Genomic DNA, 15,358 nt, shown 5'->3' on the forward strand with positions numbered 1-15,358 from the left:
TCACATTTGTGTGCCCCCATTCCAACAAAGGCAATTCGCAACCATTGAAATGATTGTCCCTCGTAGCTGGAGCACTGAATCCGTTACCGGAGCCGTTACATCGGCGTAACGGAAATACAGGGTACGCAAAGGATCACCGGTTTTTATTTCAAGCATATCGCCTTTAATAATGTTGATTTCCTGGATGTCCTTTTTCATGATCGTTTGATCGCCTATATCGCTGACAAAACGAATAGCGGCTGCGTTATCCAAAATCTGGTACGACATATTAAGAGTTGTTACCGTTCTTATTTCTGGTTTCTACGATGGTTTCTCCAATGAGCGACCCCACGAATCCCCCCAGGATGATATACGCATTGGTATCCTTTTGCATCTCCCGGGCATACCAATAGGCCAGCAGGGATGTCAGCAGCGTGGCGGTGGAGACAATGGCTTTTTCCTTCATGGGTGGCTATCGGCTTAGGTAATGAGCAGCCAGCACAGCCGCAATCGCCAGCCCTATGGTTCGGAGCATACCTGCTCGTTTTTGGTGCCGGACCTGCTTTTGCAAGGCTTTGTTTTCGGTGAGAAGGGTTTGTTGTTGCTGCACCGATTGGGTAAAGGATAATTGCAGGGAGTCGTACTGCTGTCGCTGGACCTGTAGCGTCGAATCCTTGTTGCTTACCTGCTCCTGAAGGTTGGAGGTCGTCTGGTCATACAGACTGTCTTTTAGATTGTAATTGGCGATGAGGTCTTTCACGGTTGCTTCAAGGGAATCGCAGTCGGTCAGTCGGCGGGCCGTGTCCGCCACTACGGTGGGGGACCGGTCCAGGAGATCATAGACCTGCGATTGCAGCGCAATGTTTTTCTGTTTGGCCTTTTCGAGCGCCACACGGGTCGTCTGCAAGGTTGTTTGCAGGGTTTTGGCCTTAGCACCGAGCGAATCGATCCTGCCCTGGTACACCGCCTGGGTGGCGGCCACCTGCTTTTTGAGTTGATCCGGCTGAATGGTTGTGACGGAAGGCAGTCCCCGGCCGGACGCCCCGCAACCGCCAAAAAGCGAGCAAAAATAAAAGCCAAGAACAAAGCCTACTACCAGAAGAATGAGATAGGAATATTTATTACCAAAGGTTAACATGGGTACAAGTTGAAGGTGATACAATCAAAGGTCTCAGGCATCCGCTTTCGGCAGTTCGGGCAGTGTACACTTTTTTTCGAGCGAATACCCGAAAACACCCGCGCCTACAAGGCTGACAAAGGAGTAAAACATGAATTCCGGCACTTCGCGGCCAAAGAATTGCCGGGCGATCCAACTGACCAGGATGACGGCGATAAAAAGCAGGACGACTATTTCCCGCAGCGAGTAGCTGCCGTTCTTGTCCTGAAACAGTTGACTTAGAAATTTTTGTACGTTTTTCATAATTCTTCGTTTACATAGTTATAGGTAACAAGGGCGGCGGTCGCGCTGACCGCCAGCCCGATGAGAGAGAAAACTAATTTTTTTTTGCTTCCCGGATGAGCGCCCGCTCGTCGATCAGCGTATAGGTAAACTCGTTTCCGTAGAGCTGTTTATGGCGCTGGCAGAGCGACATGAACAGGTTAAAATCCTCGACGTTGGCGAAGACCTGACAGCCAGCAGAAAACTTATCGACGAACCGGGTAGTCCCTTCGCCCAGGGCGTGGTGGATATTAATCCCGAACAGGCCGGTATCTTCCTTTCCGTTCATAAAATCCAGAACGGCCTTGCGTTCGTAGTCCCGCAGCACCGTCACCGGGCGCACCTGTACCAGGGCGAGGTATTTTCCCCGGTGCATGCCGATGGCATGTGATCCCGGGTATTGGCCGGCCTTGAGGATAGCCGTTCCCTGCGGGTTTAGCGGATTTTCGAGCCAATAGGTGCCCGGGTCGGTGGTGGCCGGCCAACTGTGCAATTGCCAGTCGCCCGAGGTGGTCTTGTAATACACATTCAGCGTGTCGTCGAAGAGATTGGGCCGGGTGTTGTCCGACCGGACACCGACGATGTTCAGCTCAAAGGGACGGCTGAACTCCCGGTATCCTTTGTCGGCCAGTGCGGCCTGGATGTTGGTAAGAGACATAGGGTGATTCATTTTAGTGACGAAAAAGAGGATTACATATAGCGGACAAAGCGGGTCGGAACCAGGAAATACTGTCCCTGGTTCTCGAAGAGTGTATAGTCGAGCCTTCGGGAGACCTCGTTGCCCAGCACCACCCGCGCCGGGACACTGACCCGGCGGCGGGCATTGATCCAGATCGCCGCCGGTCGGATGGTGATGATCGGCAGACCGCCCAGACCCGACAGGCTCCACTTACTCCCATTGAACTGCAGGCCGATGCGCAGGAATTCGAATTTGATCTGTTGTTGTTGGCCCCCATCGGTAAAGGTGTTCAGCAACCCGTTGACGATCGTCTGCCGGACGCCATTGATGTGGTTGGTTTTGAAGGTGGCATTGGCGGCAGTATAGTCGGAGGTGCTGGGTAGCTTCTTCAGCGCTGTGATCGCCGCGTTAAAGTCGTTGTTCGCAACGGCGGTGTACAGTTCTTTTCCTACGGCAGCAGCACCCGACCCCGCTGATTGGACAAGCACATTGTAGGTGCTTTCATCGATGGTTGCCGGAAGCCCGATCTTCTTTAAAGCCTTTACCGTCTCGGGGCCGAAACCGCCGTCCGCCCCGTACTTCGGTAGGATGGACGCGCCATATTTGGCGATCAGGGCCTTTTGCAGCAGACGTACTATCTCCCCTTTCATGCCCTTTTTCAGCGGAAAATCGGAGCTATCGGAAGTCGTGGAAGCCTGCGACTGAACAGCAGCGGGGATAAGAGGTTGCGAACGGGACCGTTTGGCAGCCGCCTGCGAAGCAGAAGGAAGGAGTGCCGTGATATCCGTCGAGTTTCCGCCGGACGAAGGCAGGAAAGCATCCATGTCGCTGCTCGTCCCGGCAGCACCCGCCTTCTTTTGCTGGATTTTCCGGTAGAATTGCCAGCCGAAATAACCCAGCACCCCAGCAGCACTCACCGCAATGGAGGTGAGGATCACTTTTTTGGTATGCTTTTTACGCGAGGATTCCATGAGCTATGCATTAGGTTTATCGGTGATGATTTTCATGTACGAGGGATATTCCCAAAACTCCAGTTCACTGCGCAGATCGCTATCCAGCTCGTTACCATAGAGAGCTTTGTAGACAATGCCCAGCTGCCGATACGCCGCTTGCGTGGGAATCTCCATAAATACCGCTTTGATTGCCTTTTCATCCGTACCAGGGAAAATGCCATAAGTGATATCAAAAGCCGCCTTCAACCGCTGCGCCCAGGATTGGTACTGCGCCAGGGTGAGCTGGGGGGTCCGCGCAGTACTCCCTCTCGCAGGCTTAGCCGAGAGAATAGCCAGCACTTCGTTGTACTCGGTGGTCTTGAGATCGCTTTTCAGGTCCAACATCAAACTCCGGTTATAGAGCCGCTGGTAAGAGTTAATCACCTTTTTAAAAGAGGCAATGCTGGGGATTGTCAGTATCACCTGCCGCAAGGCAGGCATGTCTTTTCCCGGCCAGCCGTTGTTTTCGAGAGCCATGCGGATCTGCTGGGCGAAAGCGGCCGGGTTGCCCTCTTCAAAGGTCTTTTTTTCCTCGGCGGTGGACACCGCTTTGCGGATCAGGCTGCGGCCGAGCAAAAAACTTCCGCCCACCACAACAAAGCCAAGCAGGGTGTATTGCAGCTTCTCTTTGAACGAAAACCCATCAGGAGGTGGAGCGGAAGTGGAGGGCATAGGGATCGGGTTAGGGTACGGACAACAAACGGGCGGTTAACGGTTATACTTTCAGGTACTTTTTAGCCAGCGCGGTTTTCACCGGGTCGTGTTTAATGATATAGGCTAACCGCGTGAGTTCGGTGTGGGTCAGGGCCGAGGCCAGGGTAGTGAGGGCCGTCATCTTCGCCTCGGCTTCTTTTTCACTGGCGGCTTCCAGCGTCAGGTCATACACAAACTTTTTCATGGTTGGGGGTTTTTGATGGTGAGTAATTCGGCTACGGTGGACAGCGTTTCAGGGGCTTCGGCAAACCGGGCCAGTACCTGCATCACGGTTTCCAGCTCCGGCTGTTGGAAGGTGGCTTCCAATCGGCGGAGGGTATCGATGTAACGCAGTTGCTCCGGGGTGAGCCCTGCCCCCGGCTCGGACCTTTTGCGGAAGCTGGCCTCCGTCACCGGTTCGGCGGGCGAGGCTACGCTGGAATCAGCATTATCCTGCTCGATCAGCCCGGCCAGCGCCTCGCCGCCTGGGATGCGTTGCAGCAGCTGCGGATTGCGGCGCACGAATCCTTCCAGGATGATGGATACTACCTCGATCCCCTTGATCTGCTTTCGCTGCTGGCCAGCCTTTACCGCTTCCAGCTCCTGGCGAACACTGTCCGCCTCGCTCTCGGCTTCTTCGACCTGGGCGCGGGCTTCCTGCAACTGCTTGCGTAGGTCTTGCAGTTCATACTCCCGGTCGCGGGCGGCCAGCCTTTCGGCGACAATGGTGTCGATCTCGCCCAGGCCACCAAAGGATTTTTCCGGGCGGTCCGAACCGATCATGAAGCAATACTGGTCGTTGCGGGGAGACAGCCCGGAATTATAGACCAGGATACGCAGCTTGGCGGTGTCCTCGTCGATGTATTGTTCATAGCTGTCAAACTCGGCAACGTCTTCCGTTTTGGGTACGACCTTCAGGCTATCGACGAATATCTCATAGGGTCGGGCCTGTCCTTTGGTCGCCATATCTTCCAGGAAGCGCTTGATCTTGTCAATTTTGAAGGAATCGAATTTTTGATGAATAACGGGCATGGCTAATTAGCTTTTGGAATGACTTGGATAAACCGGACATGACTGGCAAAGACGGACAGGTTGGTGACCTGGATGTTGCCCTGGTGCTCGTATTGCAACTCGTTAGCACCGTCCTCGCTGGTATCAAAAATGCCGACGTCACTTTCTACCCGCACGCTTGCAGGCGGTTCCACCAGCAGGAACAGATCGGTATGGGCAGCCAGGTTGCGCTGTTCGCCCGGCTGCAACCGCAGGTGCCGGAACCGGAGATGGTAGTCCTCCCGGCATAGCTCGGCCATTCGTCTGGCAATGTATTCTATGGCTAGATCGGCGGTCATGCGGCAGTTTTTTCGATCCACAGATAGATATGCACGAAATAGGCATCATCGTCCGTTCGTTGGTTCCAGAAATACCCCTCGACAAAATCTGTATGGGGTAGGCTCAGCTCCCATTCCGCCTTTTTGCGGTTATGCGTCCATAGAGCGGGTGTCCAATTCCGAAAACCGATGTTCTCGTCCAAATGAATGTTCTTGTCCTTGACCAGATCGTCCTGGTAGAAAATCCCGCCGCAGCCCGGCGCTTGCAGCACCAATTTGCCAAACAGCTCGTTGGGCTGGAACTGAAAATGCGGATCGATAGGAGAAGGAGGAAGCCCTCTTTCCCCCTGGTCGGGGAGCATTCCCCATTCCACGCCGATGATCCGTCTTAGGTTATGCGGCATCCGAATTTGGAAGTAGGCCTTTTGGCCTTGCCGGGTGACGGGTATCGTATAGGCGATGACTTCTTGCTGTTGCATACGGTGTTATTCGGCGGTTTCACAATCCAGGTAGACCGTTACCCGGTAGGCGGTGAACGGGGCGGCATCGTAATTGGTATCGATATAGTCAATCTTTACCTGCCCGTTGCCCGGTGGTATACCGCCCAGGTTGTAATACCGGTCGTTTGGTGACACGTTGATCCCTGACATCAGCAGCTTGCTTTCATACTCCTGCGGGAAAATCTCTTCCTTGTTGATCTCTACGCGCTGCGATCCCCGGTAATACAAAAGGTCATCCCGGTCGGAGGTAAACAGCAAGCCATTTATCCGGGTGATCGTTTTATCCAACTCAAAGGTTTGCGAGTAGCTGCCACCGGCGGCTACCACTTGCAGATCGAATCGTTTCTTTACGTGGGTATACATGACGAAGCATTTAAAAGAGATGGGAGACCTTACGGGGTCAGCCCACCGTATGTGCGAACCATGACAAACACAAACTATTACGGGGTCGTGATCGTTCCATGAAGCCCCGCATACAAATAGGTATTGTTGGGGATGCCGTTCATGGTGCCGAGCTGTACCGTGAGCTCGATCAGGATATCGTCCAGGATCAACCGGGGATTGGCCAGCTTGTAGTACCCCTGCGGTACATTGTGGTAGCTGGACGTCTTGAAGACCGCGTTACTGGTCTCCGGAAATATCTGTTTCTTATTTGCCTTAAGGTCGGTTTCACCGGTGGCCAGTGCGGGAAAGCCTTCCAGACCGGTGTAGTTGGTGGACATGATATTATCTACCGTTTGGTCCACGGAGCTACCGGCCAGCAGTATCACTCCGCTGACCAGCAGCGCCTGGTTCTTCGGCAGCTTGGCGTTGGAGATATTACGCAGGCCGATCTGTTTATCGTCCTGGGTCTCGAACATTTTGATCGTTTTGGAATTGACGATCTTAATGGAATAGATGATCGTGTCGGCCAGCCGCAGGTCGCCCTTTGCCAGCCCATCCTTGATATAGGAGGGTAATTCCGCGAAATGCTTTTCCATTTCGGCGCGGGAGCCCCGGCTGGGCATCCCGGTGCTGGACAGCTTGTTGATCGTTCGCTGCCGCCGAATGGGGTTCATTTTGCGCAAGGCCCCCAGCAGCTCGTTATTGTCGGTAGCATCCAGCCCGATCAACGCACCCGCGTTGTTGTAATCCTCGATGCCTTCCAGAAGAGGTATCATACTATTTGTTTTCGTAGGGTGAAAAATGTGATTAGAGAAAAGTACAGCCCGTCATCAATAAAGCCTGTCATCGATGTCGCCCACCGCGTTCTCGGGCAGCTCGCCCGTTACCTCCGGCAGGTCGCCTGCTACTTCCGGAAGTTCGCCGGTGGTTTCGGGTAATTCTCCCGATATCTCCGGCAGCTCACCAGCCGGCCCCTGGAATTCCAGCGCGCTCTCGGCCAGCTGGTTCTCGATCTCGCTCAGGGCGGCCAGATCACCGCTTAGGGCATCGGGATAGGTGAAGTACTGCACGTCCCCGATACCTGCCGTTCCCTGGGGCAGCGCGGCGGGCTTTTTCTTGAGGAACTTATCGAGGTAAAACTTCTGCGAAAAGGAATCTTTGTAGGCCAGCAGGCGGTCCTTGATCCCGTCGAAACCATCCAGCCCGCTGGTCGTGCCCTGGCTGCTGGACTGGAAGCCATTGGAGGCCATCATGCCTACGCCGAGCAGCTGGACAATACGGTTATTGGTGAAGTGTCCGGCGCCGGTGACCAGGATGCCGACCAGCAGGGAGGACTTGCCGATGGCAGCTCCCGCCAGTCCGCCCCCTACCACACCGACCAGGAGGTCCTTGCCGGTTTCCACCGCCGTTTGGATCATGCGTTTGTCCGTTGGAGCGGTGTGGTCCACGCCATGAAACCCGTAGTGATGATGGTGTTTGCCTTTTTTGCCGGTGGCATGCCCGGTGGTATTTTTTCGTTTCTTAGCCATATACTCTTTTTTGATTGTGGGAAATAGGGGCAGCTCAGAGCAGCGCCACGGATCGTTTAGCAGGCATCTTTTTTTTCTTTTTCGTTTTGCGGGGAGTGCGCTTGTGCTGGCCTGGCACCCCGGAAAGCGGGGGACTGGCCCGGTGTGGCGTTGGCTTCAGCATATGGTAACCGATCGCCAGTAACGTGATCCCGCCCACGCCGATCGCTACCGGCTTTAGCCAGCTTTTGTTCTGTTGCCAGAAACTGCCGGTGGCCGGCGGTGTGCTGGCCGGAAGGGCCGGGAGGCGGGCTGCGGCAGCAGGGATCACGGGGGTAGTAACTGCGGCCGAAGTAACAGGCTCAGCGGTCGCCGCACTCGTATCATCGGCTTCGGCCGAAGAAGCGGCCGTATCCCCGGAGCTCTCGCCTCCATCCGAACCGGTGTCCACCGTCGAGGCGGTCGTCCGCTTTTTCATCGCTGCTGCAGATGCAGGGCCGCTGCCGGCATCGGAAGGGGCAGCAGCGGTGTCCGTGGCTGTTTCTGATCCGCCCGCAGCGGGTGTCACGGGGTCAGTACTGCTCCCACCAGGGTCCCCTTGTTTATCGCCGGTATCATCCGCCGAAGTATCCGTGCTCCCACCCTGGCTCTTCCCGCCGCCGAAAATGCCACCCACTTTCTTTAGCGCAGCGACCAATTTGACGATAACGCCCGATGCCGCGGTGATTGAGGCGAGCGTCACCGGTTCACCCAACGCCCCAAACCCTTTAAAGCCCTGGTAGCTCCGCTCGTTCTCACTGTAATAGATGTCCGGGCCTAATAGCTGTTCCAACGGAGTGCCCACGCCCATGCGGTCGATGTCGCCGAAATCCAGGGACCCCAGACCCGCCAGGACCGCCTTATCCTTATTGCCCTTGCCCTTCAGGATCGCTTTTTTCAGGTTGTTCAGTTTGCCACCTGCGCCGTAAAATATTTTTTCCAGGGAAGTCCGGACTTTGACCAGCCCATGCAGCTTTTGGGCGCTGATGCCCTTCGCGGCAGCCTGCGCCGGTGTCATGTAGCTCCATCGAAGTTGTTTGGCAACGCCGCCGATGTTTAGTTTCATCGAGGCCAGCAGCCCGTTACGGAGCAGGATCGTCGCCGGGTTAAACCTATTGACAACATTGAGGACTTTTTTGAGATTCACCTTTAGCCGGAATTTGCCCAGCTCACCGATCTCACCGGTGTACCCCGGCGGATATTTATCCTGATCTCCCATTCCGGAAACCGGGTCATCGATGCCATTTAAAAATTGCAAGTCCATAGGAAAATCTTTTTTTGCTGAATACGGAACTTCATAGTTGAAATCATTGGTCACGCAGTCGATGATGATCTCCCCCGAAGCCACTGGCACGACCGGATAGATGTGCTGGAAGAAATCCTGCCGGTACTTGGTGATCCGCAAGAGATGGGGAATGCCCAGGTTGAGAAGGATCGTAGAAATGAACACCGAATAACAGTCACAATCTACCCCTCGTCGTCGGTCGTGCCAGGCCCGGGCGGGACTGCGGATCTGCTCGAAGCCTTTTTTGTCTTTCTCATATTGGATGTGGTGGTACACGAAATCCCAAATATTGGAACAGGTGTCATACCTCGAACGGCCTTTCAATTGTTCCGCGATGGCCCGGGTCTGGTCAAGGTGCCTATACACGACCTTGGGAATGAACGCTACCGTATCTTCCAGTGAGGCGTTTTCCCGGACGGTATAGACACCTCCCTCCGCCCGTGGGAAAAACCGGTCGTAGGCAAGACCATCTTGGATGACCCTTTTGTGTGTTGCTTCCATGAGGTACGGATTAAGGGGTTTTTCTAGGGCTAATTTTTTAAGTCGATCTCCTGGGTGTCCGTATAGTCCAGCCGTTTCCAGCCCAGATCAACGACCGTCGCGGTTTTTACGATGATCTTGACCGGTTGCTTGTTTTGGAGGAAGCTGAGCAGGCCGGATGCCACGGATAATACCCCGGACAGCGGAATCTCGATCAGTATCTTTTGAATATTCACCTCACTATAGGCGTTAATGGTGATATTCTGGTTGACGACCTTCGAGCTGCCCAGCAGCGAATCCTTATACAGCAGCGTGACGAAGGGAAACTTGATCGAAAACCCCGAATCACTCGGATTTTTGATCTGAACGTCCGTTCGTAGTACCACTCCCGTAAGGCCGATGGACTGTACGCTTACCTGGGGCGTGATGATCAGGTTGGCCTTCATCCGGGCTAACCGCCTACCATAGTAGACGAGAACCCCGCAACCGGCAGCCGCCAGCGCTATTTTCTTCCAGTCGCTCATTGCTTTTTCTGTCTGGTTCGTTCAATACGGTCAGCGGCTAGTTTATAAGCCAGCCAGATGCCGCCGCCGATGGCCGCTTTCAGGGCATAGCCTGCTATACCTGCCCAATCCAGGTTAGCCATGAGTATGCAGCCGGCGAGTAGCACATTGCTCGATAACTTATCCATTTGAATGCTTTCTGTTTTCATACGTGAACGATTGATGGTTGAAAGGGCGGTCCAAATACCCGGATTAGCCGCCCCTGGCAAGGGAACCTGCCTCGGCGAAATGGGGTCTGCCAAAGGTCTCCAGCATGCACTCCACCTGGATGGCCGTGTAGTAGTTCCCTTCCTTCTCACCGATGGCGGCGGAATGGGTATCGATCCAATGGCGCATAGTTCGATAGCTCACGTCGAAGATGGCGCAGAGATCGATGATCCGGTAGGGCTTCACGATCAGGCGGCCACCTTCATCGAAGTATTGTTTTGGTTTTCGCTGGCTCATGGGATCAGATTGTAAAGAGAAAATTGGCGGCAAAGACCTGGAAGGCTTCGAGCGCGCCCGGCACCTGCCTGTCGGAGAAATACCCTTTCCAGTAATGGTAGTTCTTGCCGGTCGGTTCTTCGCTAAATTCCAGTACCGCTTCAGCCAGGGCTCTCAGTTCCCGGAAGTATTGCGGAAGCGACTCCCGGACCGTTTTGATCTGCTCGTACCCGGATTTGGTAATGGCGAAGCCTGATTTGTTGCGCCTGTCCAGCCAGACAGAAGGCAGCGGCAGCCGATCCATGTACCCGGCAAAAAGCACCTGGGCGAGAACGATCCGCTGGCAGAAGGCCAGGAAGGCTTTGCGGGAATCTTTAGATTGCGATAAGTACTCCTTGATCTTCTCCTTGGCGGCATCGATCTCTTTGGTAGAAAAGGGGGTGCTGTTCCAGAGGCAGGAGGAAGCAAACAGCCAGGCCGTGTTTGCCAGGGCAGCAGGGCCGGAGGCGTCCTTTTTGAAGCCCTTGATGGAACGCAGGGCGGCACGGTAGGTTTTTCCGATGCGGGAATAATGGGATTGCATTGTTTGTTTTCGTTTAAGGTTACTTGATGGATTGACGATACAAACTTACAACGGCCCGAAAACGCACTGTCCCACTCGGGATAGTTCGGGACAACTCAGGCGCAAAAAGGTTAATTTGGGAACATTATAGCATGGGAATGCAACGCAATACAATGGAAATTTTCGGGAGAAAGGAAGTCAGGATGAGGCAAACGAAGTTCTTGCCACCAGTATGGAAGAGCAAGCCGGGGATAGATAAGGGAAGCCAGTAGAGCTAACAGGAAAGAGGTTAATACGGAATCTGCAGTGGCGAGAGTGCGAGAGAAAGCTGATCTTCATTCATCGTGCACCCCCGGTGGGGGGCCCAAGACATCGAAAATGGTCTGCACTTGGAGGGTGGTATATAGGCGGCCTTCTTTTTTGCCGATAGTGGCCTGATGGGCCTTAAGCCATCGCACCATCGTTTTACGGCCCACTTCATAAATGCCTGCTAGTTCCTTGATGTTATAAGGGCGTACGTCAATTGTTCGGTTGTTCTTCATACGGTTAGAAAAGGGTCAAAGAATAGGTTAGGGGAAAGGTAAGTGATTACATGGACAATGCTAGGGAGGGATTCCATGTAGGCAGACAGCAGGGAGGGAGAACGTATATCGGAGATAGATAGCTGGTAGGCCCTTATATCCGCAGATCGTAGAGTACAAACCCTTTCCATTCCATTGCGGGAAGGTGTCGCGCATGGTCGATCTGTTTATAGAGAGTGAATTTTCTAGTGTGAATATTGCTGTGGGCCCTTGCCTAATTCCCCAATCCTCTCATAGCTTTCAGCCCACTGGGGCTCGTTTTTTAGATGCAATGACCTGCATTTTACATAACGGGCAACCAATGCCCCGTCTCAGTGTAGTCGATATACTAAATATACACGTAATATTTTATAATCAGTTGTTAAAAATTCCGAATATCTGCTGATTAGCGTCTAGGCAAGGCAGAAAGGTCGTTCACTAGTAAAATGGGCATGGCTAACCGTTAAAAGGCTTACAAGGAAGGTAATGAACCCTTAAATAGGGGATACGCTGGAGGTATTGAGGAGGAATTGCGGAATCCATGGAAATGATCGGGAATCATTTGGGATTAATAACGGGCTCCTGAAAACGACCAGGATAATAATGCGGAATATCAACAATCACCAAGGGGCCTAAATTCATACCTACTGTTTCCCCTTAGTCGAAATGAACAATTCTCGGATGTCACAATCTAAAAACTGCGAAATCTCATAAAAGGTGAGAACAGAGGGCTGAATTTTGTTTGTTATCCAATTGGACACGGTAGATTGAGCAACCCCAAAATGCTGCCTCAAATCCTCGCTGGTCTTCTTTTTATCGGCTAAGACCGCTTTAATCCTATTTATGTCGATGTTTTTTTGAGACACTTTCTTCTTTGGCATTTTGTACAGCTCTTTAAAACAAAAATAAGCTATACAAAAAACTGGAAATAAGCAGATTATAGCATATAAAACCATGTTTATATTATTTGACACTATATTTATGGCTCTTTATACTATATTTGATAAAAATTACGAGCTATAAACTCTTTTTCCAAAATTCTATAACAACAGTGAACATGAAAAATGCCCAATATACTCTCGATTCATCATAGGAATTGTAGCTTTGCAAGCTTATAAAATATTCTAAGCGAGTTTGCATTATTCTCGGTCTGCGAAACTGCGACATTTCAAGACTACGAGGAATAAGGTAAATCGCTCACGTTACGGCGTGGGCGTTCTTATTCGTAGTCAGGGTGTCGCAGCCCTCGCAGACGGTAAGGACTAACCCACGCCATTTTTAATTAGGGGAAGTCCTGCCGCTCCATCTCCAACCTATTCCTTTACCTCAATCCTTGCACCATGTCCCCCCGAGCGCTCCCACCATCTCCCAGACGGTTCTTTAAGAAAAACTCCCATCTAATTACAGTCTCCAAGCGGCTTACAATTGATATATCCAGCCAAGAAAAGCTTTTCAAAACGCTCGGACCAATACAATGTGAGCTAGTTGACACGCTTTGCAGTTTTGGTGGCGTACCGGATAATGATGTGATCATGATAATTGCACAATCACTAAAAAAGATTTGGAAAAAAAAGCAAATGCTAAGAGTAGTTGGGCCGGGCCATATTATAGCTACAACCACTTTTGAAATCATTCATGTTTACTTAGTCAAAAGGGGTTGGGGCGACAAATGGGATCAGATTGGAGATCAGTTAAAATTCTACCGCCGGATCATTGAAGAAACACTTGATTTTAAGAATTAATATCCGTTAACCATATCAATTGTACACTATGAAAAGAAAATGGCTTACTGATGCGCTAATCCCACTATCCATAGTTGTGTTCTTCCTCCCATTTCTGTATTGTGGCTGGGAATCGAAAAAGCAGTATGAAGAAAGCTGCGCTACCTTTTGCGATTCCATTAAACATCGGCATGGTTTCTACGACGTGAAAATCGATAACAGAGGTTTGCCCATGCAAATGCATGGCTTCCCTTATACCGATTGGTTTATCACTTTGCGAGGCGTGATCGACAACCAAGATAATAGCAGAGCTTATGCCAAGTGCTTTGCTGATAATGTCGCCGTCCACTATACCGGGCTTATTGATTCAATTACTATAATCTACGCGGATGAATCAACCGTGTACCGCAAAGACAGTTTCGCAAATTCTGAATTGATTGATCGGTGAGGCCGAAGGATAGGTCAATTACCAAGCTACATAATTCAAGTCAATGGAAACAAGATTATTAAACGGCGGCGAATTTTTAGAGATAACCCAAAAAATAATAAATGCGGTTCAACCCGAGTTTATTATTTGCTATGGCTGTCGAACGATAGAAAGGAAATCTTGGGGTGCCTTTTTAGATAACGGTAGCAGCACCCATAGCGTGCAAACAACCTACGATCTTCTGGTCATTCCTCCACAGGATTGCAAGTATCAGGATCACGAGGTTGTCCAAAAGGTCGAGCAGCAATCTGCACGCCATTTCCAACTAAATTGCTTAGTTCACAAAATTGGCTATGTCAATGAAGCAATTAAAGCAGGGAGCAGGTTCTATTATTCGACATTAAAATATGGTCTGACACTCTATGAATCTGGAAGGGAATTACTATTGCCGTTTCCTACGCCTCCCGACTTAAGTTCGGTAGATGATTGGAACGGATGGTTCGATCGGGCGCAGCGCTGCTTCTCATTAGCGGGTGACGCCCTTTCTCGCAAATATTACGAGCAGACTCTATTCCTACTTCATCAAACAACGGAATTTGCTTGTATAGCCCTATTACGATTCTTTACCGGCTATCACTCGGCGACGCACAATTTGACACGGCTTTTAGCGATGACCGAATCCATCTCTCTTGTGCCTCGATCCGTCTTTCCAGGTACAACGAAAGAGGAAACGGAACTACTAACCGTTTTAAGCAAGGCTTATTCCGATTCACGATACAAGGAATCGTATACGGCTAATCCCGAAAAGGTAGACATTATTATGGAAAGGGTTAAGGCTTTTATGGAAGTAGCAGTCACATTGCATATAAAAGGACCACACGCATTGGATGAGCCGACGACCATGTACGGCTATATGCAAAGGGCATCCCAACATGATCGGTGAATCCGTAAAAGCCCGTTTTTAATCCGCTACCATAATCCTATGAAATCAACCTAAGAGCGGGAATTACCCACTTATTTATATAGTTACCTGTCTCGCGTTGAAAACTACGACATTTTCACAGTGGCGAGAACAACAAGGTAACGGCAAGGCTCTAATTGGTAGTATGCCTAATCGTTTAGGCGTGAGTATCCACATTTGTCACGGGTGTCGTAGCCCTTCAACGCAAATGGGATGTCTTGCGCCTTTTTTCATTTAAACTATTTATATGCAAGTTGAATATAGACTAACACCGATAGCCCTTTGGCACATACGTAGACCGTCACCAGAAATTAAATCAGAACTGGCAAGAAAATTAGGCAGAAGTGGGTATGCCCTGGGAACACATATACAAGACGATTGGAAAGCAGATTATGTTCCAAAAGAAACAGCTTTAGCACTTCTTCGAGAAGCCACGGGACTACCAGACAACAAAATTATAGAGGAGATCGAGATCGAGTCACGGCGTAAGAGGCGTTACTAGCCTTCGCATATCGGCCCGTTTTGATCCGTTTTTAAACTTCCTATATGAAAACTAAATACAGGCTAACAATAACGGCCTTGTTGCGGATACATAGACTCCCCATAGAACGAAGGATGGAATTAGTTGGAAAGTTGGGGCGGCTCGGATACCTGGGAGGAACAAAAGTAATAGACCACTGGAAAGCGGATAATATCCCAAAAGAAACAGCTTTGGCGGTGCTTCGGGAGGCCACAGGACTACCAGACAACCAAATTATAGAGAAGATCGAGTTACCGCCTGAGCCACAATACGGGCTTCTGTATTTCGGGGCGCCTCTTTATTAATCCGTACACTG

The 15,358-nt window shown here is 51.3% G+C and carries 27 protein-coding genes; 6 read left to right on the forward strand and 21 right to left on the reverse strand.

Annotated features, from left to right (window positions below):
- The 13 genes from IEY39_RS05835 to IEY39_RS05895 all read right to left on the reverse strand — a co-directional run bounded on the left by IEY39_RS05835 (window position 1) and on the right by IEY39_RS05895 (window position 6,769).
- The gene (locus tag IEY39_RS05835; RefSeq protein WP_188929404.1) at window positions 1-267 is read right to left on the reverse strand and encodes a hypothetical protein; all 267 of its coding nucleotides are present in this window, start codon (window positions 265-267) and stop codon (window positions 1-3) included.
- Window position 268: 1 nt separating this feature from the next.
- Window positions 269-445: a hypothetical protein gene (locus tag IEY39_RS05840; protein ID WP_188929406.1), complete on the reverse strand. Its 177-nt coding sequence runs from the start codon at window positions 443-445 to the stop codon at window positions 269-271.
- A 6-nt stretch (window positions 446-451) separates the two neighbouring features.
- Window positions 452-1,117 carry a hypothetical protein gene (locus tag IEY39_RS05845; RefSeq protein ID WP_188929408.1) on the reverse strand — a complete coding sequence of 222 codons (666 nt, stop codon included), beginning with the start codon at window positions 1,115-1,117 and terminating at the stop codon, window positions 452-454.
- A 33-nt stretch (window positions 1,118-1,150) separates the two neighbouring features.
- Window positions 1,151-1,399 carry a hypothetical protein gene (locus IEY39_RS05850; RefSeq protein ID WP_188929410.1) on the reverse strand — a complete coding sequence of 83 codons (249 nt, stop codon included), beginning with the start codon at window positions 1,397-1,399 and terminating at the stop codon, window positions 1,151-1,153.
- A 73-nt stretch (window positions 1,400-1,472) separates the two neighbouring features.
- Window positions 1,473-2,075, reverse strand: a complete 603-nt coding sequence (locus IEY39_RS05855; protein ID WP_229688786.1) for a hypothetical protein — start codon at window positions 2,073-2,075, stop codon at window positions 1,473-1,475.
- Between the two features lie 32 nt (window positions 2,076-2,107).
- Window positions 2,108-3,067, reverse strand: coding sequence for a peptidoglycan-binding domain-containing protein (locus IEY39_RS05860; protein WP_188929414.1), 960 nt, complete (start codon window positions 3,065-3,067; stop codon window positions 2,108-2,110).
- 3 nt (window positions 3,068-3,070) lie between these two features.
- On the reverse strand, window positions 3,071-3,760 hold the full coding sequence (locus IEY39_RS05865) for a hypothetical protein (protein WP_188929416.1): 690 nt from the start codon (window positions 3,758-3,760) through the stop codon (window positions 3,071-3,073).
- A gap of 43 nt (window positions 3,761-3,803) precedes the next feature.
- Window positions 3,804-3,986 (reverse strand): hypothetical protein, encoded by a 183-nt coding sequence (locus tag IEY39_RS05870; RefSeq protein WP_188929418.1) that lies wholly within the window; start codon window positions 3,984-3,986, stop codon window positions 3,804-3,806.
- Window positions 3,983-4,813 (reverse strand): hypothetical protein, encoded by an 831-nt coding sequence (locus IEY39_RS05875; protein ID WP_188929420.1) that lies wholly within the window; start codon window positions 4,811-4,813, stop codon window positions 3,983-3,985. Before IEY39_RS05875 ends, IEY39_RS05870 begins: the two co-directional genes overlap by 4 nt.
- 2 nt (window positions 4,814-4,815) lie before the next feature.
- Complete coding sequence (locus tag IEY39_RS05880; protein WP_188929422.1) at window positions 4,816-5,130, reverse strand: hypothetical protein; 315 nt, start codon at window positions 5,128-5,130, stop codon at window positions 4,816-4,818.
- Window positions 5,127-5,588, reverse strand: coding sequence for a hypothetical protein (locus tag IEY39_RS05885; RefSeq protein WP_188929424.1), 462 nt, complete (start codon window positions 5,586-5,588; stop codon window positions 5,127-5,129). Before IEY39_RS05885 ends, IEY39_RS05880 begins: the two co-directional genes overlap by 4 nt.
- Before the next feature lie 6 nt (window positions 5,589-5,594).
- Window positions 5,595-5,972: a hypothetical protein gene (locus IEY39_RS05890; RefSeq protein WP_188929427.1), complete on the reverse strand. Its 378-nt coding sequence runs from the start codon at window positions 5,970-5,972 to the stop codon at window positions 5,595-5,597.
- A gap of 77 nt (window positions 5,973-6,049) precedes the next feature.
- A complete protein-coding gene (locus IEY39_RS05895) occupies window positions 6,050-6,769 on the reverse strand; it encodes a hypothetical protein (protein WP_188929429.1) in 720 nt (239 codons plus the stop codon).
- On the opposite strand from IEY39_RS05895, the gene IEY39_RS30200 reads away from it, so the two are divergent.
- The gene (locus IEY39_RS30200) at window positions 6,707-6,931 is read left to right on the forward strand and encodes a hypothetical protein (protein ID WP_373285432.1); all 225 of its coding nucleotides are present in this window, start codon (window positions 6,707-6,709) and stop codon (window positions 6,929-6,931) included. The two genes, IEY39_RS05895 and IEY39_RS30200, sit on opposite strands and share 63 nt — an antisense overlap.
- On the opposite strand, the gene IEY39_RS05900 is transcribed toward IEY39_RS30200, so the two are convergent.
- From IEY39_RS05900 to IEY39_RS30060, 8 genes are all read right to left on the reverse strand, one after another.
- Window positions 6,824-7,522 carry a hypothetical protein gene (locus IEY39_RS05900; RefSeq protein WP_188929431.1) on the reverse strand — a complete coding sequence of 233 codons (699 nt, stop codon included), beginning with the start codon at window positions 7,520-7,522 and terminating at the stop codon, window positions 6,824-6,826. The two genes, IEY39_RS30200 and IEY39_RS05900, sit on opposite strands and share 108 nt — an antisense overlap.
- 34 nt (window positions 7,523-7,556) lie before the next feature.
- The gene (locus IEY39_RS05905) at window positions 7,557-9,326 is read right to left on the reverse strand and encodes a transglutaminase-like domain-containing protein (RefSeq protein WP_188929433.1); all 1,770 of its coding nucleotides are present in this window, start codon (window positions 9,324-9,326) and stop codon (window positions 7,557-7,559) included.
- A gap of 29 nt (window positions 9,327-9,355) precedes the next feature.
- On the reverse strand, window positions 9,356-9,829 hold the full coding sequence (locus IEY39_RS05910) for a hypothetical protein (protein ID WP_188929435.1): 474 nt from the start codon (window positions 9,827-9,829) through the stop codon (window positions 9,356-9,358).
- On the reverse strand, window positions 9,826-10,017 hold the full coding sequence (locus IEY39_RS05915; RefSeq protein WP_188929437.1) for a hypothetical protein: 192 nt from the start codon (window positions 10,015-10,017) through the stop codon (window positions 9,826-9,828). The genes IEY39_RS05910 and IEY39_RS05915 overlap by 4 nt, the downstream gene beginning before the upstream one ends.
- A gap of 43 nt (window positions 10,018-10,060) precedes the next feature.
- Complete coding sequence (locus tag IEY39_RS05920; RefSeq protein ID WP_188929439.1) at window positions 10,061-10,312, reverse strand: hypothetical protein; 252 nt, start codon at window positions 10,310-10,312, stop codon at window positions 10,061-10,063.
- A gap of 4 nt (window positions 10,313-10,316) precedes the next feature.
- Window positions 10,317-10,874 carry a hypothetical protein gene (locus tag IEY39_RS05925; protein WP_188929441.1) on the reverse strand — a complete coding sequence of 186 codons (558 nt, stop codon included), beginning with the start codon at window positions 10,872-10,874 and terminating at the stop codon, window positions 10,317-10,319.
- A gap of 314 nt (window positions 10,875-11,188) precedes the next feature.
- Complete coding sequence (locus tag IEY39_RS29735) at window positions 11,189-11,395, reverse strand: DUF4248 domain-containing protein (protein ID WP_229688787.1); 207 nt, start codon at window positions 11,393-11,395, stop codon at window positions 11,189-11,191.
- A 662-nt stretch (window positions 11,396-12,057) separates the two neighbouring features.
- Window positions 12,058-12,369 (reverse strand): helix-turn-helix transcriptional regulator, encoded by a 312-nt coding sequence (locus IEY39_RS30060; protein WP_308423206.1) that lies wholly within the window; start codon window positions 12,367-12,369, stop codon window positions 12,058-12,060.
- A gap of 384 nt (window positions 12,370-12,753) precedes the next feature.
- Here IEY39_RS30060 and IEY39_RS05935 point away from each other — a divergent pair, with 384 nt between their 5' ends.
- From IEY39_RS05935 to IEY39_RS05955, 5 genes are all read left to right on the forward strand, one after another.
- A complete protein-coding gene (locus IEY39_RS05935; RefSeq protein WP_188929445.1) occupies window positions 12,754-13,155 on the forward strand; it encodes a hypothetical protein in 402 nt (133 codons plus the stop codon).
- A gap of 28 nt (window positions 13,156-13,183) precedes the next feature.
- Window positions 13,184-13,582: a hypothetical protein gene (locus IEY39_RS05940; protein WP_188929447.1), complete on the forward strand. Its 399-nt coding sequence runs from the start codon at window positions 13,184-13,186 to the stop codon at window positions 13,580-13,582.
- 43 nt (window positions 13,583-13,625) lie between these two features.
- Window positions 13,626-14,504 carry a HEPN domain-containing protein gene (locus tag IEY39_RS05945; protein ID WP_188929449.1) on the forward strand — a complete coding sequence of 293 codons (879 nt, stop codon included), beginning with the start codon at window positions 13,626-13,628 and terminating at the stop codon, window positions 14,502-14,504.
- A 265-nt stretch (window positions 14,505-14,769) separates the two neighbouring features.
- Complete coding sequence (locus IEY39_RS05950) at window positions 14,770-15,024, forward strand: hypothetical protein (RefSeq protein WP_188929451.1); 255 nt, start codon at window positions 14,770-14,772, stop codon at window positions 15,022-15,024.
- Window positions 15,025-15,068: 44 nt separating this feature from the next.
- Window positions 15,069-15,347 (forward strand): hypothetical protein, encoded by a 279-nt coding sequence (locus tag IEY39_RS05955; protein ID WP_188929453.1) that lies wholly within the window; start codon window positions 15,069-15,071, stop codon window positions 15,345-15,347.
- The last annotated feature ends 11 nt before the right edge of the window (window positions 15,348-15,358 follow it).

This window comes from Puia dinghuensis, from assembly GCF_014642875.1.
GTDB classification, from domain to species: Bacteria; Bacteroidota; Bacteroidia; order Chitinophagales; family Chitinophagaceae; genus Puia; species Puia dinghuensis.